This window comes from Pseudomonas sp. DrBHI1 (assembly GCF_002205115.1).
In the GTDB taxonomy this organism is placed as follows: domain Bacteria; phylum Pseudomonadota; class Gammaproteobacteria; order Pseudomonadales; family Pseudomonadaceae; genus Aquipseudomonas; species Aquipseudomonas mosselii.
Genome location: NZ_NIBE01000049.1, coordinates 48,307 through 68,062, shown reverse-complemented (window position 1 = coordinate 68,062; position 19,756 = coordinate 48,307). Strand labels below are relative to the sequence as shown.

At 65.4% G+C, this 19,756-nt stretch carries 20 protein-coding genes and 1 pseudogene; 12 read left to right on the top strand and 9 right to left on the bottom strand.

Going from position 1 to position 19,756, the window contains the following annotated elements:
• Positions 1-47: 47 nt before the first annotated feature.
• Together CC207_RS08670 and CC207_RS08665 are read right to left on the bottom strand one after the other, a co-directional pair.
• A complete protein-coding gene (locus CC207_RS08670; RefSeq protein ID WP_028691443.1) occupies positions 48-542 on the bottom strand; it encodes a DUF934 domain-containing protein in 495 nt (164 codons plus the stop codon).
• Positions 526-2,178 (bottom strand): nitrite/sulfite reductase, encoded by a 1,653-nt coding sequence (locus CC207_RS08665; protein WP_028691444.1) that lies wholly within the window; start codon positions 2,176-2,178, stop codon positions 526-528. The genes CC207_RS08670 and CC207_RS08665 overlap by 17 nt, the downstream gene beginning before the upstream one ends.
• Positions 2,179-2,395: 217 nt before the next feature.
• Between CC207_RS08665 and CC207_RS08660 the strand changes: the two genes are divergently transcribed.
• A complete protein-coding gene (locus tag CC207_RS08660; RefSeq protein WP_028691445.1) occupies positions 2,396-3,472 on the top strand; it encodes an ABC transporter substrate-binding protein in 1,077 nt (358 codons plus the stop codon).
• Positions 3,473-3,812: 340 nt separating this feature from the next.
• Here the strand turns inward: CC207_RS08660 and CC207_RS08655 are convergent, their stop codons facing one another.
• Both CC207_RS08655 and CC207_RS08650 read right to left on the bottom strand, forming a co-directional pair.
• On the bottom strand, positions 3,813-4,031 hold the full coding sequence (locus CC207_RS08655; RefSeq protein ID WP_028691446.1) for a DUF2970 domain-containing protein: 219 nt from the start codon (positions 4,029-4,031) through the stop codon (positions 3,813-3,815).
• 45 nt (positions 4,032-4,076) lie between these two features.
• Positions 4,077-5,018 carry a LysR family transcriptional regulator gene (locus CC207_RS08650; protein WP_028691447.1) on the bottom strand — a complete coding sequence of 314 codons (942 nt, stop codon included), beginning with the start codon at positions 5,016-5,018 and terminating at the stop codon, positions 4,077-4,079.
• Positions 5,019-5,158: 140 nt separating this feature from the next.
• Between CC207_RS08650 and CC207_RS08645 the strand changes: the two genes are divergently transcribed.
• Both CC207_RS08645 and CC207_RS08640 read left to right on the top strand, forming a co-directional pair.
• Positions 5,159-6,388, top strand: coding sequence for an acyl-CoA dehydrogenase (locus CC207_RS08645; RefSeq protein WP_088851932.1), 1,230 nt, complete (start codon positions 5,159-5,161; stop codon positions 6,386-6,388).
• Between the two features lie 120 nt (positions 6,389-6,508).
• Positions 6,509-6,658, top strand: a pseudogene (locus CC207_RS08640) (membrane protease subunit, stomatin/prohibitin); the annotation flags it as partial.
• A gap of 268 nt (positions 6,659-6,926) precedes the next feature.
• Here CC207_RS08640 and CC207_RS08635 read toward each other — a convergent pair.
• A complete protein-coding gene (locus CC207_RS08635; protein ID WP_028691450.1) occupies positions 6,927-8,339 on the bottom strand; it encodes a cytosine permease in 1,413 nt (470 codons plus the stop codon).
• A gap of 392 nt (positions 8,340-8,731) precedes the next feature.
• On the opposite strand from CC207_RS08635, the gene CC207_RS08630 reads away from it, so the two are divergent.
• Positions 8,732-9,157 (top strand): GTP pyrophosphokinase, encoded by a 426-nt coding sequence (locus CC207_RS08630; RefSeq protein WP_028691451.1) that lies wholly within the window; start codon positions 8,732-8,734, stop codon positions 9,155-9,157.
• A gap of 6 nt (positions 9,158-9,163) precedes the next feature.
• Here the strand turns inward: CC207_RS08630 and CC207_RS08625 are convergent, their stop codons facing one another.
• From CC207_RS08625 to CC207_RS08615, 3 genes are all read right to left on the bottom strand, one after another.
• Positions 9,164-9,853, bottom strand: a complete 690-nt coding sequence (locus CC207_RS08625; protein ID WP_028691452.1) for an endonuclease — start codon at positions 9,851-9,853, stop codon at positions 9,164-9,166.
• A 6-nt stretch (positions 9,854-9,859) separates the two neighbouring features.
• Positions 9,860-10,102: a DUF1654 domain-containing protein gene (locus tag CC207_RS08620; RefSeq protein WP_028691453.1), complete on the bottom strand. Its 243-nt coding sequence runs from the start codon at positions 10,100-10,102 to the stop codon at positions 9,860-9,862.
• A gap of 226 nt (positions 10,103-10,328) precedes the next feature.
• Positions 10,329-11,417: an asparaginase gene (locus CC207_RS08615; RefSeq protein WP_028691454.1), complete on the bottom strand. Its 1,089-nt coding sequence runs from the start codon at positions 11,415-11,417 to the stop codon at positions 10,329-10,331.
• Positions 11,418-11,757: 340 nt separating this feature from the next.
• On the opposite strand from CC207_RS08615, the gene CC207_RS08610 reads away from it, so the two are divergent.
• The 7 genes from CC207_RS08610 to CC207_RS08580 all read left to right on the top strand — a co-directional run bounded on the left by CC207_RS08610 (position 11,758) and on the right by CC207_RS08580 (position 18,874).
• On the top strand, positions 11,758-12,705 hold the full coding sequence (locus tag CC207_RS08610; RefSeq protein WP_028691455.1) for a sugar ABC transporter substrate-binding protein: 948 nt from the start codon (positions 11,758-11,760) through the stop codon (positions 12,703-12,705).
• 131 nt (positions 12,706-12,836) lie between these two features.
• Entirely contained in the window at positions 12,837-14,390 is a 1,554-nt protein-coding gene (locus tag CC207_RS08605; protein ID WP_028691456.1) for a sugar ABC transporter ATP-binding protein, read from the top strand.
• Positions 14,387-15,379 (top strand): ABC transporter permease, encoded by a 993-nt coding sequence (locus tag CC207_RS08600; RefSeq protein WP_028691457.1) that lies wholly within the window; start codon positions 14,387-14,389, stop codon positions 15,377-15,379. Before CC207_RS08605 ends, CC207_RS08600 begins: the two co-directional genes overlap by 4 nt.
• 4 nt (positions 15,380-15,383) lie before the next feature.
• Entirely contained in the window at positions 15,384-16,409 is a 1,026-nt protein-coding gene (locus CC207_RS08595; protein WP_028691458.1) for a LacI family DNA-binding transcriptional regulator, read from the top strand.
• A gap of 9 nt (positions 16,410-16,418) precedes the next feature.
• Complete coding sequence (rbsK, locus tag CC207_RS08590) at positions 16,419-17,327, top strand: ribokinase (protein WP_028691459.1); 909 nt, start codon at positions 16,419-16,421, stop codon at positions 17,325-17,327.
• The gene (gene rbsD, locus CC207_RS08585) at positions 17,324-17,728 is read left to right on the top strand and encodes a D-ribose pyranase (protein ID WP_028691460.1); all 405 of its coding nucleotides are present in this window, start codon (positions 17,324-17,326) and stop codon (positions 17,726-17,728) included. The genes rbsK and rbsD overlap by 4 nt, the downstream gene beginning before the upstream one ends.
• 135 nt (positions 17,729-17,863) lie before the next feature.
• Complete coding sequence (locus CC207_RS08580; RefSeq protein ID WP_088851930.1) at positions 17,864-18,874, top strand: nucleoside hydrolase; 1,011 nt, start codon at positions 17,864-17,866, stop codon at positions 18,872-18,874.
• On the opposite strand, the gene CC207_RS08575 is transcribed toward CC207_RS08580, so the two are convergent.
• On the bottom strand, positions 18,846-19,058 hold the full coding sequence (locus CC207_RS08575; RefSeq protein ID WP_028691462.1) for a hypothetical protein: 213 nt from the start codon (positions 19,056-19,058) through the stop codon (positions 18,846-18,848). The genes CC207_RS08580 and CC207_RS08575 overlap by 29 nt on opposite strands.
• Positions 19,059-19,345: 287 nt before the next feature.
• Between CC207_RS08575 and CC207_RS08570 the strand changes: the two genes are divergently transcribed.
• A complete protein-coding gene (locus tag CC207_RS08570; protein ID WP_028691463.1) occupies positions 19,346-19,666 on the top strand; it encodes an I78 family peptidase inhibitor in 321 nt (106 codons plus the stop codon).
• Positions 19,667-19,756 lie beyond the last annotated feature (90 nt).

The following is a 19,756-nucleotide window of genomic DNA, read 5'->3' as shown; positions in this document are numbered from 1 at the left end:
CGCAACAGCCCGCCGATTGGCGGGCTGTTGCGTAGGGCCAGGAGCGATCAGCGGCGGCGGAACAGCGGTAGCGGCTCGTCGGTGGCGCCCTGGTAGGTCACCGAGAAGTCCTTCAGGCTCTGCAGCGCGTCTTCCGGGTCCTTGTCGGCACGGATGGCGAACGCGTCGAAGCCGCAGCGGGCCATGTAGAACAGCTGGTCGCGCAGCACGTCGCCGATGGCGCGCAGCTCGCCCTTGAACTTGTAGCGGTCACGCAGCAGGCGCGCGTTGGAGTAGTTGCGCCCGTCGGTGAAGGCCGGGAAGTTCAGGGCGATGACCTGGAAGTGCTCGACGTCTTCGCCGATTTCCTCGGCTTCCTCGTCGCTGTCCAGCCAGATGCCCAGGCCGCCGTCGCGGGCCTTGAGCAGGCTCGGATGGTCACGCCACAGCTGCAGCGGCACGATGTAGTCGTCGCAGTTGGTCAGCTCGTCGATCGAGACGTCCTTGGGCAGCAGGTGCCAGGTTTCGTCGACGATCTGGTTGTTCTTAATGATTCGCTGCATAGACGCGTTCCTTGAAGGGGTCGATGCCGATCCGCTGGTAGGTGTCGATGAAGCGCTCGTCTTCGGTGCGCTGCTCGACGTACACATTGATCAGCTTCTCGATCACGTCGGCCATGTCGTCCTGGGCGAAGGAGGGGCCGAGGATCTTGCCCAGGCTCGCGTCGCGTGCGGCATTGCCACCCAGCGAGACCTGGTAGAACTCCTCGCCCTTCTTGTCCACGCCAAGGATGCCGATGTGGCCGACGTGGTGGTGGCCGCAGGCGTTCATGCAGCCGGAGATGTTCAGGTCGAGCTCGCCGATGTCGAACAGGTAGTCCAGGTCGTCGAAGCGGCGCTGGATGGACTCGGCGATCGGGATCGACTTGGCGTTGGCCAGCGAGCAGAAATCACCGCCCGGGCAGCAGATGATGTCGGTCAGCAGGCCAATGTTCGGGGTGGCGAAGCCTTGCTCGCGCAGTTCCAGCCACAGCGCGTGCAGCTGGCGCTGCTCGACGTCGGCGAGGATGATGTTCTGCTCATGGGAGGTGCGCAGGAAACCGAAGCTGTAGCGCTCGGCGAAGTCCGCGACGGCGTCGAGCTGCTTGTCGGTCAGGTCGCCCGGGGCGACGCCGGTGGGCTTGAGCGACAGGGTCACGGCGACGTAGCCCGGCTTCTTGTGCGCGCGGGTGTTGCGCGAGCGCCAGCGGGTGAAGCCTGGGTGCTCGGCGTCCAGGGCGCTGTAGTCGACATTGTCGAGGGCCAGGTACTCGGGGTCGACGAAGTGACGGGCAACGCGCTGCACCTCGTCCTCGGTCAGGGTGGTGCTGCCACCGCGCAGGTGGGCCATCTCGGCCTCGACCTTCTCGGCGAACACTTCCGGGGTGAGGGCCTTGACCAGGATCTTGATCCGCGCCTTGTACTTGTTGTCACGGCGGCCGTAACGGTTGTACACGCGCAGGATGGCATCCAGGTAGCTGAGCAGGTCCTGCCAGGGCAGGAACTCGTTGATGAACGAGCCGATCACCGGGGTGCGGCCCAGGCCGCCGCCGACCAGCACGCGGAAGCCCAGCTCACCGGCGGCGTTGCGCACCGGCTCCAGGCCGATGTCGTGCACTTCGATGGCGGCGCGGTCGTCGCTGGAGCCGTTCACGGCGATCTTGAACTTGCGCGGCAGGTAGGCGAATTCCGGGTGGAAGGTGGTCCACTGGCGGACGATCTCGCACCACGGGCGCGGATCCACCAGCTCGTCGGCGGCGACACCGGCGAACTGGTCGGTGGTGACGTTGCGCAGGCAGTTGCCGCTGGTCTGGATCGCGTGCATCTGCACGGTGGCCAGTTCAGCCAGGATTTCCGGGATGTCTTCCAGCGCCGGCCAGTTGTACTGCACGTTCTGGCGGGTGCTGATGTGCGCGTAACCCTTGTCGTAGTCGCGGGCGATCTTCGCCAGCATGCGGGCCTGGCGGGCGTTCAACTGGCCATAGGGCACGGCGACACGCAGCATCGGCGCGAAACGTTGGATATACAGGCCGTTCTGCAGGCGCAGAGGGCGGAATTCTTCTTCGCTCAGCTCACCGGCCAGGTAGCGGCGGGTCTGATCACGGAACTGCTTGACGCGGTCCTCGATGATCCGCTGATCGTACTCGTCGTATACGTACATATAAGTCCTGTCTCAGGCTAGCATGCAGCTAATCGCGCGCACGGCCGCGCACTCCAGGTCGGAGCCGAGGCACGATAGCAGAGTGGGTTTATGCGCTAAAGTGATGTTTTTGCATATGAAAAGAACCATTTGGACTAAGTGAGACTGACTGGCATTTGTCCGCGCCGGTACATCGCGGCGCTATAATCCGGGGTTTGCTCCGCAGGGAAGTATCAGCATGCTCAAGGCCTTGTGCCAGAGCCTGTGCCTGAGCCTGCCACTGGCAGCGAGCGCACAGGCAGCGTCCGTGGTGTTCCTCAACCCGGGCTATTCCAATGAGACGTTCTGGGTCGATTATTCGCGCTTCATGCAGGCCGCCGCCCAGGACCTGGGCATGGCCTTGCGCGTGCAGTACAGCGAGCGCCGTGCCGACCTCGCGCTGACCCAGGCCCGCGAAGTGCTGCAAGGACCGCAGCGCCCGGACTACCTGGTGCTGGTCAACGAGCAGTATGTCGCGCCAGAGATCATCCGCCTGTCACGGGGCACCGGGGTCAAGCTCTTTCTGGTCAACAACGGCCTCACCGACAGCCAGGCGCACAGCGTCCAGGCACAGCCCGACAAGTATCCTGAAGTGCTCGGCACCCTGGTCAGCAACGACGAGGAGGCCGGTTACCAGATGCTCAAGGCGATGGTGGCGCAGGTGCCGACTGACGCAGGGCCGGTTGACCTGCTGGCCTTCGCCGGGATCAAGACCACGCCCGCCTCGCAATTGCGGGTGCAGGGCATGCGCCGGGCGCTGGCGGAGTTCCCCCAGGTGCGCCTGCGCCAGGTGGTGTATGGCGGCTGGCGCCGCGAACGCGCCTTCGAGCAGGCGCAGATGCTGCTGGAGCGCTACCCCGACACGCGCCTGGTGTGGTCGGCCAACGACCAGATGGCGTTCGGCGCCATGCAAGCGTTCGAGGCCCTGGGCAAGGTGCCGGGGCGCGATGCCCTGTTCAGCGCGGTCAACAGCTCGCCCGAGGCCCTGCGGGCGCGGATCGACGGGCGTCTGAGCGTGCTGATGGGCGGGCATTTTACCCTCGGCGGCTGGGCCATGGTCATGTTGCATGATGATGCCCAGGGGTTGGCAGTGGGGCGCGACGGCCAGCGGGAACATAGCGTGCCGGCCTTGCAACTGATCGACGCGGACAAGGCCCGGCGCTGGCTCAAGCTGCTGGAACAGGACAACCACGGCATCGACTTCCACCGCTTCAGTGCCGAGGGCAGGCCGACGGACTTTCGCTACCCCTTTCTCACGTCACCCGTCGACTACTGAAAACCCCTGCTTGAGGGAAGGGCATTGCTGGACTTAACTGCTGCTTGTGAAGTGCATTCCCATAACCACTACAAGAGGCAATGCAATGGGAAACTCTACCAAGGTCCGCAAAGCTGACAGCAGTGTCGATGCCTGGGCGATCCTGTGTCTGATCGTGCTGGTGGTGGTCACTGCGGTGTATTGGGTCAGCCATCAGTAGCCAGTAGCGCAAAACTGCTCGAGACCGTGAGTAACACCTGAACCGCCCGCGGAAGGGATATCCGCGGGCGGGTTGCGTTTGGGCCAGCTAATGCATACCCCCTGTAGGAGCGGCCTTGTGCAGGGGCTGGCCCTGGCGCGGCTAGCGCGCCGTCAGGTGCAGCGCCAGCTGCACCAGGCCAATCAGCACGAAGATGAAGATCAGCGTGAACAGCGTTCCCATCACGATGAAATGGCTGGCCTTGCCGTAGGTGAAGTCGCGCGCGCGGTTCTTGCCGCTCTGCACGCCGAAGGCGGCGGCGAGGATGCTTTGCAGCATCTGCCAGAAGGTCGGTGGCTTGCCGTGTTGGTGGTCGTCCATGAGTGGCTCCCGGGTTCAGAGGCAATCCCCCACAGTGTAGGCGACTCAGGCCGATGCCATGGACGAATCCGCCTGCTCCTGCTCATCCTGGGCCACCACCCGCTCGCACAGCTCGATGATCTGCTCGCGCATCCAGCGGTTGGCCGGGTCCTGGTCGGTGCTTTCGTGCCAGTACAGGTGGGTCTCCAGCGCCGGCACCTCCACCGGCAGCGGCTGGTGACGCAGCTGATGACGGCGGGCGAAGCGCTCGGGCACGGTCATGACCATGTCGGTCTGCTGCAGCACCTGCGAAGCCATCAGGTAGTGCTGCGAGCGCAGCGCGACACGGCGCTGCACGCCCATCTTGCCCAGGGCCAGGTCGACATAGCCCAAGCCGTTGCGGCGGCTGGAAATATGGATGTGGGTCATGGCCAGGTAGCTGTCCAGGGTCAGCTTGCCGTCGGCCTGCGGATGGCCGGGGCGCATGGCGCAGACGTAGCGGTCCTGCATCAGCTTGACGTGGCGCACTTGTGGGTCGGTATTCAGCGGCGCGTCGACGGCGAAGTCCAGGCGCCCGGCGGCCAGTTCCTTCGTGGTCTCGCGGCGCTTGCACAGGAAGCTCTCGATCACCAGTGCCGGGGCCAGGCGGCGCAGGCGCTGGAACAACGGCGGCAGGATCACCGCCTCGGTGAGGTCGGTCATGCTGATGCGAAAAGTCTTGCTGGCCTGCAGCGGGGTGAAGATGCGGCTTTCCTGCACCGAGGTGCGCAGCAGCGACAACGCGTTGCGCACCGGGCCGATGATGTTCTGCGCCATGGGCGTGGGCACCATGCCCTGGGCGGTGCGCACGAACAGCGGATCGTTGAAGGTCTCGCGCAGGCGCGATAGGGCGTTGGACACCGCCGGCTGGGTGATGCCGACGATCTGCCCGGCGCGGGTCAGGTTGGCTTCGGTGTAGATGGCGTCGAAGACGATGAACAGGTTGAGGTCGACCTTGCTGAGGTTCATGGGCGCCGCTCTTTGTTGGAATTATCGGGTGATCATATATTGGTTATGAATGTTTATACACGTAGAAAATAGACTAGGTGGATGAAGGGTGGCTGTTCTAGGCTCAGGCCCATGTTCTTCATTGACTGAAGGTAGCCCCGATGGATTTCGCCTATTCGCCCAAGGTCCAGGCACTGCGCGAGCGCGTCAGCGCATTCATGGATGCATACGTCTACCCGGCCGAGCCGGTGTTCGAGCGCCAGGTCGCCGAGGGCGACCGCTGGCAGCCCACCGCGATTGTCGAGGAGCTCAAGGCCAAGGCCCGCGTCGAGGGGCTGTGGAACCTGTTCCTGCCGGAATCGGAGTACGGCGCGGGGCTGACCAACCTCGAGTACGCGCCACTGGCGGAGATCATGGGCCGCTCGCTGCTGGGGCCCGAGCCGTTCAACTGCTCGGCGCCGGACACCGGCAACATGGAGGTGCTGGTGCGCTACGGCAGCGAGGCGCAGAAACGCCAGTGGCTCGAGCCGCTGCTGCGCGGCGAGATCCGCTCGGCGTTCGCCATGACCGAGCCGGACGTGGCCTCCTCGGACGCCACCAACATGGCCGCCACCGCCGTGCGCGACGGTGACGAATGGGTGATCAACGGCCGCAAGTGGTGGACTTCCGGCGCCTGCGACCCGCGCTGCAAGGTGATGATCTTCATGGGCCTGTCCAACCCGGACGGCCAGCGCCACCAGCAGCACTCGATGATCCTGGTGCCCACCGACGCGCCCGGGGTGAAGATCGTCCGCCCGCTGCCGGTGTTCGGCTACGACGACGCGCCCCACGGCCATGCCGAGGTGCTGTTCGAGAACGTGCGCGTGCCTTATGAAAACGTGCTCCTGGGTGAGGGCCGCGGCTTCGAAATCGCCCAGGGCCGCCTCGGCCCAGGCCGGATCCACCACTGCATGCGCTCGATCGGCATGGCCGAACGCGCCCTGGAGCTGATGTGCAAGCGCTCGGTCGAGCGCACCGCCTTCGGCCGGCCCCTGGCGCGGCTGGGCGGCAACGTCGACAAGATCGCCGACTCGCGGATGGAGATCGACATGGCCCGCCTGCTGACCCTCAAGGCCGCCTACATGATGGACACCGTCGGCAACAAGGTGGCGCGCAGCGAGATCGCCCAGATCAAGGTGGTGGCGCCGAATGTTGCGCTGAAGGTGATCGACCGGGCCATCCAGATTCATGGCGGGGCCGGGGTGAGCGGTGATTTCCCGCTGGCGTACATGTATGCGATGCAACGCACCCTGCGCCTGGCCGACGGACCGGATGAAGTGCACCGGGCGGCGATCGGCAAGTATGAGATTGGCAAGTATGTGCCCAAGGAGATGTTGCGCAGCGGACACTGAAGAACATCGTGACCCGCCCGCTCAGGTTCGGCTGCACGCCTGAACGGGCTCACCCTCGGCGCCATCGCTGCCGTGTTCAACGAAGTGTTCTTCTACAACGAAGCGGGCCAGATGACCCACGCCAACGCAGCAGCCCAGGCGCCGGTGCCCAGCGTGATGATGGGAGGCTCCGACGCTGGGCTTGGTCGTCAGGACGAGATGGGCAAACTGATGAGCGTGCTCGCGACCAAGGCGGCGAAGGATCTGGTGCTGGAACTCAAGACGCCTTGAGTAAAAATCTGGCCACCGGTCCCCGCATTGGTACCTGAAACTCCCAAGGCGGGGCTGGCTTGTCGGACCGGGAAGTCGGGGGCTGGCAATTTTTGCATGGGACACTCCTTGTGCGGGAAGTGCGCATGCTCGCCAAGGTGTTTTGCCTGAAGTAGTCAGCTGGGTCCGCTTGCGATGTAGGACGTTTCTTGATGAGCCTTGAGTAGGCCTGGCAAGGGCAGAAGACCCGCCGTGGCGGGTCTTCCTGTCGATCATCAGCCCGGCGGATTCAGACCCCCGCCGCCAGCTTTGCACTCACCTGGCGACGGCGATACGCGCTGTCGCGAGTGGCCAGCCACCAGTACAGCGGCGAGGTGATCGCCAGCCCCACCAGCCACGACAGGTCGGCGCCATTGATGTGTACGGATACCGGCCCGACATACAGCGGCGTGTTCATGAACGGGATCTGCACCGCGATGCCCACCGCGTAGGCGATCAGCGCCTGTGGGTTGTAGCGGCCGTAGATGCCGCCGTCGACCTTGAAGATCGAGTCGATGTCGTAGTCGCCCTTGTGAATGACATAGAAGTCGATCAGGTTGATCGCCGTCCACGGCACCAGCACCACCAGCAACACCAGCACCATGTCGACGAAGTGGCCGATGAAGTCCGCCGAGGCGAACACCGCCACCACACAGCAGGCGGCCAGGACGATCAGCGACAGCACGGCGCGGCTCTTGGCGGTGGGGATCCAGCGGTAGGCGAAGGTCTGCACCAGGGTGATGATCGACAGCACCGCACCGTACAGGTTGAGGGCGTTGTGGCTGATCACGCTGAGCAGGAACAGCACCAGCATCAGCGGGCCAAGGGTGCCGGTGGCGAGCTTGACCGCGTCCATGGTGTCCATCCCGGCCGGGATCGCCAGCACCGCGACCGCGCCGAAGATGAACGACAGGCTCGAGCCCAGGGCCGAGCCCAGGTAGGTGGTCCAGAAGGTCGAGGACACCTTGACGTCGGCCGGCAGGTAGCGCGAGTAGTCCGAAACGTAGGGCGCGAAGGCGATTTGCCACAGCGCCGCCAGCGACACGGTGGCCAGCCAGCCGGCCAGGTTGAAGCCGCCGCGGGTGAGGAAGTCGTCGCTCTGCACATGGCTGAAGATGTAGCCGAAGCCGACCACGATGCCGATGCCCAGCACCCAGGTGCCGATGCGGTTGAGCACGTGGATGAAGCGGTAGCCGATGATGCCGATGATGCCCGAGCCCAGGGCGCCGATGACGATGCCCACCGGCACCGGCACGCTGTCGACCACGCCGTGCAGCGACTTGCCGGCCAACACGATGTTGGAGGCGAAGAAGCCGATGTACATGACCCCGGCGATCACCACCACCAGCAGGGCGCCGAGCGAGCCGAACTGGGCACGGCTCTGGATCATCTGCGGGATGCCCATCTGCGGGCCCTGGGCCGAGTGCAGGGCCATGAGCACACCGCCGACCAGGTGGCCGACGAGGATGGCGACGATGCCCCAGACCAGGTTGAGGTGGAACAGCTGCACGCCCAGCGCGCCGGTGACGATGGGCAACGGCGCGATATTGCCGCCGAACCACAGTGTGAACAGATCCCTTACCTTTCCATGGCGGTCTTGCGGCGGCACGTAGCCGATTGTGTGTTTCTCGATGAGGGGTGCCGAATTGGCTGCACTGGTCATGACTGACTCCAAGGCAAGGTGGGGCATCGGGGGAAGCCCGGGTGCGTGCCGGCAAGGGGCGACGCGTTCTTGTTGGAGCGATGATGCGGGGTGGGCGGGTATCGAGAAATTAGTAAATTTGTGCTCATGAACCTTAAAAAACCTAAGGCTGGCAAAAGGTTAAGCGGGGGACGGCAGCAAGGAGGATGCCAGGTGGCCGGAGGCCTTGGCGGGCGGGGGCTGCACAGCGCCTTCGGGTCGTGAAAGGTCCATTGTGGTGCGCGCTGCGCAATAACCTGGCACTGGCTGCGTGGGTGATCACGCGGCACGTCCGCTCCCGTTGGCAGTCCGCTGCAGTGAGGGCGCACAGCGGCTATGCTGTCTAGTGGGGGGGTCAAAGAGGGGATGACTTCATGGCGACGCTGGAGCGGGCCATCGCGATGGCCATCAAGGCACATGAAGGGCAGTTCGACAAAGGCGGTGCGGCGTACATCCTCCACCCGCTGCGGGTGATGGAGCGAGTGATCACCCCGGAACAGCGCATCGTCGCGGTGCTGCACGACGTGCTGGAAGACACCCCGCTGACCCTGTCCGACCTCGCCCGCGAAGGTTTCCCGCTGAAGATCCTCGCCGCGCTGCTGGCGCTGAGCCGCCGCGAAGGGGAGAGCTACGAGGCCTTCGTCATCCGTCTTGGCGTCGACCCCCTGGCGCGCCAGGTCAAGCTCGCCGACCTGGCCGACAACAGCGACCTCTCGCGCATTGCCCATCCTGGCCCGGCCGACCTGGCCCGGCTATCCCGCTACCGGGAGGCCAGCGCCTACCTGCAGACGCTGGCCTGACCCTGCTCAGCCACAGGCCTTGAGATTGACAGGCCCGACGAACTCGTTGCCACGGCCCATCACGCATGCCACCTGCTGGTTGCGCTGCAGCTCCCAGGCCTGCGGCGGGTAGGTCTTGTTCCAGGCCTCGAACAGCTGGCGGTCCTGCTTGGACAGCCTCAGGTCATACTGCTTGCTCATATAGAAGTAGGTGCGCGCGATCATCCCGCGGATCGATGGGCGCGGCATGACCTTCTTGGCCTTGAAGTCGACCTGGGTCAGGCAGCTGCCGTACTGGCCATGCTGCTCGGGCAGCCAGCCGAAGCTGAAGTTGCTGCGGTCGCCGTTGACCTCGCCAATGCTCGGCACCAGGTTGTGCAGGTCGGCCTCGGCGCGCTGGTAGACCTTGTCGTGGCGCGAGCAGTTCTTGCGCCCGCCATCCTGCCAGCACTGGCGCTGGTGGCCGATCTGCCAGGCCGGGACGATGTGCTCCCATTCGATGCGCGAGGCGCGGTTGAGGTTCTTGCGCGGCGCGTAGCCGCAGGAGGCCAGGTCGACCTTGTTGCCCTTGTACTTGCAGCCGCAATAAAACTCCGTGGACTGCGGCGCGTACAGCTTCCAGGCGACCTTCTTGGCCTCCTGGAAGGTGCGCGGGGCGTCGGCGTGGGCGAGGGGGGCAAGCAGCAGCAGGCAGGCGGCGAAAAGCGAAACTCTCATGCGCGGTCAGTCTTCCTTCGGCACGGTCCAGAAAATCTGTACGCCGCCATCGTCGCGGTGGGCGAGGGTGACGTTGTCGTTCTCGGCGATTTCCTCGAGCAGGGTTGCCCAGTCGTCGGGCGACTCGTGCTCCAGGCGGAAGATCAAGGCGGCGCGGCTGCGCTGGGCGGTGGGGCTGTTGATGATCTTCTGGATGCGCTGACCCAGGAGTTCATAACTGCTTGGCGACGCGGAGGCGGGTTTGGCCACGGGGCTGTTCCTTGTTTTGCTGTATGTGCATACAGTATTTCACTGTAAGCCGTTTCGCAACAGCAGGTAGGATGAAAGCCGTATAAGACCGTGGTAGAGGGATTGGTTCCATCGAAAGCATCGCGGGGCAAGCCCGCTCCCACAAAGTCGTTGCAGACTTGTGGGAGCGGGCTTGCCCCGCGATAGGGTCGGTATGTTCAACACACCAGCCCGAGGCGCAGGCCGATCAATATTCCCAGAAGATCCGCTGCAGCTCCTTGCTGTCCTGGGTCTTGGTCATCGCGACCATCGCCAGGATCCGCGCCTTCTGCGGGTTCAGGTCGTGGGCCACGACCCAGTCGTTCTTGTCGTCAGGCTGTTCGGCGTTGCGCAGCACGAAGCCGCCCTGGTTGACGTGGGACGAACGGATGATCTGCACGCCGTCCTTGCGCAGCTCCTGCAGCGCCGGTACCACGCGCGACGATACCGAGCCATTGCCGGTGCCGGCGTGGATGATCGCCTTGGCGCCACCCTGGGCCAGCGCCTTGTAGGCGGTGTCGGTCACGTTGCCGTAGCCGTAGGCAATGTCCACGGCCGGCAGCTTGCTGATGGTCTTGATGTCGAACTCGGAGTTGACCGTGTGGCGCTTGGCCGGCAGGCGGAAGAAGTACGACTTGCCTTCCACCACCATGCCCAATGGGCCCCACTGGCTCTTGAAGGCTTCGGTCTTGATGTTGACCGCCTTGCTCACGTCACGACCGGACTGGATCTCGTCGTTCATGGTCACCAGCACGCCCTTGCCGCGGGCGTCCTTGCTGCTGGCCACGGCCACGGCGTTGTACAGGTTGAGCATGCCGTCGGCGGACATCGCGGTGCCCGGGCGCATCGAGCCGACCACGATGATCGGCTTGTCGGTCTTTTCCACCAGGTTGAGGAAGTAGGCGGTTTCTTCCAGGGTGTCGGTGCCGTGGGTGATGACGATGCCATCGACGTCCTTGCTGTCGGCCAGTTCGGCGACACGCTTGCCCAGCTTGAGCAGGTCGTCGTTGCCGATGCTCTCCGAGGCGATCTGCATCACCTGCTCACCGCGCACGTTGGCCAGGTCCTGCAGCTCCGGCACGCCGGCGATCAGCTTGTCGATGCCCAGCTTGGCGGCCTGGTAGGTGGCGCTGTTGGCGGCACTGGCGCCGGCGCCGGCGATGGTGCCGCCGGTGGCCAGGATCACCACGTTGGCGAGTTTCTGTTGTTGCGCGGCTTCCTTGGCGGAAACGGTGGTCGGCAGTACCAGTAGCAGCGCCAGGGCGCTCGGTGCGAAGGTCTTGATAGCGGTTTTCATCATTTCTGCTTCTCTCTTCCTGGAGGAGATGTGCGTTATGTCGCACTGGGATAAGGCAGATTTCGTACCAGCAACTACCGTTCGTCGAATTTCATCTTGAAACCCCTGTTTTGACTGGGGGTACTCGAATCGACCGCAGGGTCAGGAAGGTAGTCTTTGTTCGGCTGGCCGAATTTATGTAGGAAAAATGTTCGGTTTTTCGGATGGATTGCGGATAATCCGACGCGTGGAGCTGTGGCTGCCTACGCAATGGATTTGACAAAACCTACGGCTGTTTCCATAGTTGATCACCGCAAACGTTTGCGATCCGATAAAAACCACAAGATTCGGAGTCATTTCCATGAAACTGCCGTTCCCCGGCCGTCCACTGGCCCTCGCCGTTTTCTCCTCGCTGATCTTCGCCCTCTCCACTGCCCACGCCGAGGAAGCGCCCAAGGTCGCCCTGGTGATGAAATCCCTCGCCAACGAGTTCTTCCGCACCATGGAGGACGGCGCCAAGGCCTACCAGAAAGAGCACCCGAACGATTTCACCCTGGTGGCAAACGGCATCAAGGACGAGACCGACACCGGCAACCAGATCCGCATCGTCGAGCAGATGATCGCCACCGGCGCCAATGCCCTGGTCATCGCCCCGGCCGACTCCAAGGCGTTGGTGCCGGTGATCAAGAAGGCCATGGACGCCGGCATCACCGTGATCAACATCGACAACCGTCTCGACCCTGCCGTGCTCAAGAGCAAGGGCATCAGCGTGCCGTTCGTGGGCCCGGACAACCGCAAGGGCGCGCGCCTGGTCGGCGACTACCTGGCCCAGCAGAAGCTCAAGGCCGGCGATCAGGTCGGCATCATCGAAGGCGTGCCGACCACCACCAACGCCCAGCAGCGCACCGCCGGCTTCAAGGACGCCATGGAAGCCGCGCAGATGAAGATCGTCTCGGTGCAGTCGGGCAACTGGGAGATCGACAAGGGCAACGCCGTGGCCGCCTCGATGCTCAACGAATACCCCGAGCTGAAGGCGCTGCTTGCCGGCAATGACAGCATGGCCCTGGGGGCCGTCTCGGCCGTGCGCGCCGCCGGTAAGACCGGCCAGGTGCAGGTGGTCGGCTACGACAACATCAACGCCATCAAACCGATGCTCAAGGATGGCCGTGTGCTCGCCACCCTCGACCAGGCGGCCAGCCAGCAGGCGGTGTTCGGCATTCAGGCGGCGCTGAAGATGCTCAAGGGCGAGCAGCCGGGCGTGGATGCCGACAATGTCATCCAGACGCCGGTCGAGCTGATTACCCAGTGATGTTGTGATCCCTGTAGGAGCAGGCTTGCCCCGTGATCACCGGCCTGACCGGTGCCATGCGCCGCGTCGACGGCTTCGCAGGGCAAGCCCGCGCCTACCGGGGTGTTGTGCCAACCTAGGAGAGTATGGCCATGTCAGTATCGGCCAATGAAACCGTGCTAGCCGTCAGCGGTCTGGGCAAGACCTACGCCCAGCCCGTGCTCGGCGACGTCACCCTCGAGCTGCGCGGCGGCGAGGTGCTGGCCCTGACCGGCGAGAACGGCGCGGGCAAGTCGACCCTGTCCAAGCTGATCAGCGGCCTGGAGATCCCCACCACCGGGCAGATGCGCTATCGCGGCCAGCCCTACAGCCCCGGCAACCGCGCCGAGGCCGAGCGCCTTGGCGTGCGCATGGTGATGCAGGAGCTCAACCTGCTGCCCACCCTGACCGTGGCCGAGAACCTGTTCCTCGACAACCTGCCCAGCCGCCTCGGCTGGGTCAGCCAGAAGCGCCTGCGCCAGCTGGCCAGCGCGGCCATGGCCCAGGTCGGCCTGGACGCCATCGACCCGGACACCCCTGTGGGCGAGCTGGGCATCGGCCACCAGCAGATGGTCGAGATCGCCCGCAACCTGATCGGCGACTGCCATGTGCTGATCTTCGACGAACCCACGGCCATGCTCACCGCCCGCGAGGTGGAGCTGTTGTTCACCCAGATCGAGCGCCTGCGCCAGCGCGGCGTGGCCATCGTCTATATCTCCCATCGCCTCGAAGAGCTGCAACGCGTGGCTCAGCGCATCGCCGTGCTGCGCGACGGCAAGCTGGTGTGCGCCGAGCCGATCCAGCGCTACAACAGCGAGCAACTGGTCAACCTGATGGTCGGTCGCGAGCTGGGCGAGCATATCGACCTCGGCCAGCGCAGCATCGGCGCGCCGCTGCTCAAGGTCGACAAGCTCAGCCGTGGCGACAAAGTGCGCGAGGTGTCGTTCGAGGTCAGGGCAGGGGAGATCTTCGGCATCTCCGGCCTGATCGGCGCCGGGCGCACCGAGTTGCTGCGCCTGATCTACGGCGCCGACCGCGCCGACAGCGGCCAGGTCGCCCTCGGCCAGCCGCCGGTGCCGGTGGTCATCGATTCGCCCAAGGCCGCGGTCAAGGCCGGTATTGCGCTGATCACCGAGGACCGCAAGGGCGAAGGCCTGCTGCTGAGCCAGTCGATCAGCGCCAACATTGCCTTGGGCAACCTCGGTGCCGTGTCCCGCGCCGGCGTGCTCGACCGCGACGCCGAACGCGCGCTGGCCGAGCGCCAGATCGGCGCCATGCGCATCCGCAGTGCCAGCCCTGCCCAAGCCGTGGGCGAGCTGTCTGGCGGCAACCAGCAGAAGGTGGTGATCGGCCGCTGGCTGGAGCGCAACTGCCAGGTGCTGCTGTTCGACGAGCCCACCCGCGGTATCGACGTCGGCGCCAAGTTCGACATTTATGGCCTGCTCGCCGAGCTCGCCCGCCAGGGCAAGGCCATCGTCGTGGTGTCCAGCGACCTGCGCGAGCTGATGCTGATCTGCGACCGTATTGCCGTGCTCAGCGCCGGCCGTCTGATCGACACCTTCGACCGTGATCACTGGACCCAGGACCAACTGCTTGCCGCCGCCTTCGCCGGCTACCAGAAACGTGATGCCCTGCTGCACGACGCAGCCCCCAGGATGGACGCATGAAAACCACAACAAATACGTCGGGCGCCGCGCCCGTGCGCCGCAGCGGCACCTATTTCGGCCTGGGCACCTACCTGGGCCTGGCCGGCGCCTTGCTGGCGATGATCGTGCTGTTCTCGATGCTGAGCAGCCACTTCCTGTCCTACGCCACCTTCAGCACCCTGGCCAACCAGATCCCCGACCTGATGGTGCTGGCGGTGGGCATGACCTTCGTCCTGATCATCGGCGGCATCGACCTGTCGGTGGGCTCGGTGCTGGCCCTGGCCGCCTCGACGGTCAGCGTGGCGATCCTCGGCTGGGGCTGGAGCGTGCTGCCTGCCGCGCTGCTGGGCATGGCCGTGGCCGCGTTGGCCGGCACCGTCACCGGCAGCATCACTGTGGCCTGGCGCATCCCTTCGTTCATCGTCTCGCTGGGCGTGCTGGAGATGGCCCGTGGCCTGGCCTACCAGTTCACCGACTCGCGTACCGCCTACATCGGCGACGCCTTTGCGTGGTTCTCCAACCCCATCGCCTTCGGCATCTCGCCGGCCTTCATCATCGCCTTGCTGGTGATCGTTGCCGCCCAGCTGGTGCTGACCCGCACCGTGTTCGGCCGCTACCTGATCGGCATCGGCACCAATGAAGAGGCCGTGCGCCTGGCCGGCATCGACCCGCGTCCGTACAAGATCCTGGTGTTCGCCCTGATGGGCGTGCTCGCCGGCCTCGCCGCGCTGTTCCAGATCTCCCGTCTGGAAGCCGCCGACCCCAACGCCGGCTCCGGCCTCGAGCTGCAGGTGATCGCCGCCGTGGTGATCGGCGGCACCAGCCTGATGGGAGGCCGCGGCTCGGTCATCAGCACCTTCTTCGGCGTGCTGATCATTTCGGTGCTGGCCGCAGGCTTGGCCCAGATTGGCGCTTCGGAGCCGACCAAACGCATCATCACCGGGGCGGTGATCGTCATCGCCGTGGTACTCGACACTTACCGCAGCCGGCGCGCGAACCGGCGGAACTGAAACCATGGCAACCATCAAAGACGTCGCGGCACTGGCGGGGATTTCCTACACCACCGTGTCCCATGTACTGAACAAGACCCGCCCGGTCAGCGAGCACGTGCGCCTGAAGGTCGAGGCGGCGATCGCCGAGCTCGACTACGTGCCCAGCGCCGTGGCCCGCTCGCTCAAGGCGCGCAGCACCGCCACCATCGGCCTGCTGGTGCCCAACAGCGTCAACCCGTACTTTGCCGAGTTGGCCCGGGGCATCGAGGACGCCTGCGAGCGCAATGGCTACTGCGTGATCCTGTGCAACTCCGACGACGACCCGCAGAAGCAGCGCAGCTACCTGCGTGTGTTGCTGGAAAAGCGTATCGACGGGCTGATCGTCGCCTCGGTGGGCGAGGACCAGGACCTGCTCGACAGCCTCAGCGGCGTGCGCACGCCGATGGTCATCGTCGACCGCGCCCTGGACGGCGTCGAGGCCGACCTGGTGCGCATCGACCACGAGCAGGGCGCCTACCTGGCCACCCGCCACCTGCTGGAGCTGGGGCACCGCGAGATCGCCACCATCGGCGGCCCGGTGGACACCGGTGTCAGCCAGCTGCGCATGGCCGGTTTCCGCCGGGCGATGGCCGAGGCCGGCGTGCGCGTTGCCCCCGGCCATGTGCTGCACAGCGACTTCACCAGCCCTGGCGGGCATGCCGCCGCGGCGCGCCTGCTCGATGGCGAGCGGCCCACGGCGATCTTCGCCGGTAACGACATGATCGGCTTCGGCGTGTTGCGCGCCGCCGCCGAGCGCAACATCGACGTGCCCGGCGAGCTGTCGGTGATCGGCTTCGACGATATCGAGCTGAGCCGCTATGTGTACCCGGCGCTGACCACGGTCGGCCAGTCGATCCGTGAACTGGGCGAGAGCGCCGCCGGCCTGTTGCTGTCGCGCATCATCACGCCACGGCGCGAAGGCGGCGCCGAGCAACGCATCGTCGCCCCGCGCATCGTTTTGCGTGAATCCACCGGGCCGCGCCCGGACCTGTTCAACGATTACCGTTAAGGAATACCCATGGATGCCAAGGTGGTGGTGGTCGGCAGCCTCAACATGGACCTGGTGGCCCGCGCCCAGCGCCTGCCCCGGGGCGGCGAGACCTTGCCCGGCGAAAGCTTCTTCACCGCGCCCGGCGGCAAGGGCGCCAACCAGGCGGTGGCCGCCGCGCGGCTGGGCGCCAGCGTGGCAATGGTCGGTAACGTCGGTGATGACGCCTATGGCCAGCAGTTGCGCCAGGCGTTGAAGCGCGAGGGTGTCGATTGCCAGGGCGTGAGCCTGTGCGAGGGCGTGTCCAGCGGCGTGGCGCTGATCGTGGTGGATGCCGCCAGCCAGAACGCCATCGTCGTCATTCCCGGCGGCAACGGCCTGCTCGGGCCCGAGTCGGTGAGCCGCTTCGACCACCTGCTGCAGGGCGCCGAGGTGATCATCTGCCAACTTGAGGTGCCCACCGCCACCGTGGCCTGGACCCTGGCCCGTGGCCGCGAGCTGGGCAAGACCGTGATCCTCAACCCGGCGCCGGCCAGCGGGCCGCTGCCGGCGGAGTGGTATGCCTACATCGACTACCTGATCCCCAACGAGAGCGAGGCCGAGGCCCTGGCCGGGGTGCAGGTAGAGGATCAGGACAGCGCCCGCCGGGCGGCCGAACGTCTGCGTCAGCTGGGCGCGGGCAAGGTGATTGTCACCCTGGGCGGTGACGGCGCGCTGTTGGTCGATGCCGCCGGCAGCCTGCACTTCCCGGCGCCGCGGGTGCAGCCGGTGGACACCACGGCGGCCGGCGACACCTTCGTCGGCGGCTTTGCCGCTGGCCTGGCGCGCGGCCTGCCCGAGGGCGAGGCGATCACCTTCGGCCAGCGCGCCGCCGCGTTGTCGGTGACCCGTGTCGGCGCGCAGCCTTCGATCCCTTACCTGAAGGAGCTGGCGCCATGAAGAAGACGCCACTGTTGAATATCGCCCTGTCGCGGACCATCGCCGGGCTGGGCCATGGCGACATCCTGGTGATCGGTGATGCCGGCCTGCCGGTGCCGTCGGGCGTGGAGCTGATCGACCTGGCGCTGACGCCGGGCATCCCGGACTTCGCCAGCGTGCTGCGCGTGGTGCTGAGCGAGATGCAGGTCGAGCGCCATGTGCTGGCCGAGGAGGTGTTCCAGGCTTTGCCGCCAGGGTTGGCCGAGGTCGAGCGGCTGCATGCCGGCGGCGAGCTGGGCCAGCGCCAGGTGCTCAGTCATGCCGATTTCAAGGCCCTGTGTCGCCAGGCCCGGGCCGTGGTGCGTACGGGGGAGTGCAAGCCCTACAGCAATATTGCCCTGGTGGCGGGCGTTACCTTTTAGACCGAATGCGAGGGCTTTGCCCTCGGTCGCAGCGCAAGGCCGCCCCCACGGGTTGGGTTGTGGGGGCGGCTTGCCGGCGAAAGGGCCGCAAAGCGGCTCCCGTTGAAACCATCCCCTAGCAACAAGGAGTGCTAAATGTCCCTCAAATCCCTGCTCCAAGGAGCCGTCCTCATGTCCGCGCTAGCCGCCACTGCCGTCATGGCCGCGCCCCGCGACCTGATCATCGATACCGACCCCGGCGCCGATGACGTGGTGGCCCTGCTGCTGGCCATGGCCTCGCCCGAGGAACTGAAGATCCGCGCCATCACTACCGTGGCTGGCAACGTGCGTCTGGAAAAGACCTCGCGCAACGCCCGTCTGGCCCGCGAATGGGCAGGCCGCGAAGAGATCCCGGTGTACGCCGGGGCAGGGCGGCCGATGGTGCGCACGCCGATCTACGCCGCCAACGTCCACGGCGAGGAAGGCCTGACCGGCGTCCAGGTCCACGAACCGAAAAAGCCCCTGGCCAACGGCAATGCCGTGCAGTACCTGATCGACACCCTGAGCGCTGCTGAGCCCCACAGCATCACCGTGGCCATGCTCGGCCCGCAGACCAACCTGGCCCTGGCGCTGATCCAGAAACCCGAGATCGTCAACGGCATCAAGGAAGTGGTGGTGATGGGTGGCGCCCACTTCAACGGCGGCAACATCACCCCGGCCGCCGAATTCAACCTGTTCGCCGACCCCCACGCCGCCGAAGTGGTGCTGGCCAGCGGCGTCAAGCTGACCTACCTGCCGCTGGACGTCACCCACAAGGTGCTCACCAGCGACGCCCGCCTCAAGCAGCTGGCGGCGGTGAACAACAATGCCAGCAAGCTGGTGGTGGACATCCTCAACGCCTACATCAAGTTCGACATGGACAACTACGGCATGCCCGGCGGCCCGGTGCACGACGCCAGCGTCATCGCCTACCTGCTCAAGCCCGAACTGTTCAAGGGCCGCCAGGTGCACATGGTAGTCGACAGCCGTGAAGGCCCGACCTTCGGTCAGACCATCGCCGACTGGTACGGCGTGCTCAAGCAGCCGGCCAACGTGATGTGGATCGAGGAGGGCGACGCCCAGGGCTTCTTCGACCTGCTCAGCGCCCGCCTGGCGCGATTGAAATAGCCTCGTGCGGCGCGTGGCGCTCGAGCACTTGCTCGATGAAGCTGCGCGCCGCGTCACCCCCGCGGTCGCGCACCAGCAGGTCGACGGCGATCAGCATCAGTTCTTCAGGTGTGCTCGGGCTGTAGGCGCTCTGGCCCTCGTCCCACTTGACCTTGATATCGGCGTCGATGCTATGGCTGCTCATGGGGCGGTTCTCGCTGGGCCTGGGTGAAAGGTCGAATACCGCGTCCTGGCGTTCGAAGGGGAGGCGTTTCGCGCTCCGCTTCTTGCAGTAAATCATGCCTTTGCGTGACGGCACCTGCGACTTAAGCATAAGAGGCGCGGTTTGCCGAACCGACGGTTCGGTGCAAAATCCGGTGACGATTGCCTTTCGCGTCAAGTGGCCGAGTCAGGCAGAATCGTGCGGTTGTGCAACAAATGCCTGGAGGAATTGTCGCATCAGGCAGTTCCCGGATTTATTTAGGAGGATTCATGTTCCGTACCCGCGCTTCCCTGGCGACCTTGCTGGTGGCTTCCGTTCTGACAGGTTGCAGCACCGGTGGCTCCTCGGGCGGCAGCAGTACCCAGGCCACCCCGGCCGGCAATGATGGCCGCTGCGAAGCCAGTGGCGCCGACTTCACCATCGGCAAGCTGGCCTCGCCAGAGTTGTTGGAGCAGGCGCGCAAGGCTAGTGGCTCGCAGATGGCGCGCATCCTCAAGCCTCACGACATGATCACCCTGGAATACCGCTCCGAGCGGCTGAACCTGAATGTCGACGACAAGGGTGTGGTTACCCGCGTCAACTGCGGTTGATCCAAGCCCAGAATTGGCCCCCTGTTGGAGCGGCCTTGTGTCGCGATAGGGGTGCGCAGCGGCCCCAAGTTCGTCGCCACAACACAGATC

Bases quoted from the DNA above. Each gene is read 5' to 3' on its own strand.
- CC207_RS08605 (WP_028691456.1), top strand. From the start codon at position 12,837: ATGTCAGTATCGGCCAATGAAACCGTGCTAGCCGTCAGCGGTCTGGGC.
- CC207_RS08650 (WP_028691447.1), bottom strand. From the start codon at position 5,018: ATGAACCTCAGCAAGGTCGACCTCAACCTGTTCATCGTCTTCGACGCC.
- CC207_RS08665 (WP_028691444.1), bottom strand. From the start codon at position 2,178: ATGTACGTATACGACGAGTACGATCAGCGGATCATCGAGGACCGCGTC.
- CC207_RS08575 (WP_028691462.1), bottom strand. From the start codon at position 19,058: ATGAGCAGCCATAGCATCGACGCCGATATCAAGGTCAAGTGGGACGAG.
- CC207_RS08625 (WP_028691452.1), bottom strand. From the start codon at position 9,853: ATGAGAGTTTCGCTTTTCGCCGCCTGCCTGCTGCTGCTTGCCCCCCTC.
- CC207_RS08595 (WP_028691458.1), top strand. From the start codon at position 15,384: ATGGCAACCATCAAAGACGTCGCGGCACTGGCGGGGATTTCCTACACC.
- CC207_RS08670 (WP_028691443.1), bottom strand. From the start codon at position 542: ATGCAGCGAATCATTAAGAACAACCAGATCGTCGACGAAACCTGGCAC.
- CC207_RS08610 (WP_028691455.1), top strand. From the start codon at position 11,758: ATGAAACTGCCGTTCCCCGGCCGTCCACTGGCCCTCGCCGTTTTCTCC.
- CC207_RS08615 (WP_028691454.1), bottom strand. From the start codon at position 11,417: ATGAAAACCGCTATCAAGACCTTCGCACCGAGCGCCCTGGCGCTGCTA.
- CC207_RS08635 (WP_028691450.1), bottom strand. From the start codon at position 8,339: ATGACCAGTGCAGCCAATTCGGCACCCCTCATCGAGAAACACACAATC.
- CC207_RS08630 (WP_028691451.1), top strand. From the start codon at position 8,732: ATGGCGACGCTGGAGCGGGCCATCGCGATGGCCATCAAGGCACATGAA.
- CC207_RS08580 (WP_088851930.1), top strand. From the start codon at position 17,864: ATGTCCCTCAAATCCCTGCTCCAAGGAGCCGTCCTCATGTCCGCGCTA.
- CC207_RS08655 (WP_028691446.1), bottom strand. From the start codon at position 4,031: ATGGACGACCACCAACACGGCAAGCCACCGACCTTCTGGCAGATGCTG.
- CC207_RS08570 (WP_028691463.1), top strand. From the start codon at position 19,346: ATGTTCCGTACCCGCGCTTCCCTGGCGACCTTGCTGGTGGCTTCCGTT.
- CC207_RS08645 (WP_088851932.1), top strand. From the start codon at position 5,159: ATGGATTTCGCCTATTCGCCCAAGGTCCAGGCACTGCGCGAGCGCGTC.
- rbsK (WP_028691459.1), top strand. From the start codon at position 16,419: ATGGATGCCAAGGTGGTGGTGGTCGGCAGCCTCAACATGGACCTGGTG.
- CC207_RS08600 (WP_028691457.1), top strand. From the start codon at position 14,387: ATGAAAACCACAACAAATACGTCGGGCGCCGCGCCCGTGCGCCGCAGC.
- CC207_RS08660 (WP_028691445.1), top strand. From the start codon at position 2,396: ATGCTCAAGGCCTTGTGCCAGAGCCTGTGCCTGAGCCTGCCACTGGCA.
- rbsD (WP_028691460.1), top strand. From the start codon at position 17,324: ATGAAGAAGACGCCACTGTTGAATATCGCCCTGTCGCGGACCATCGCC.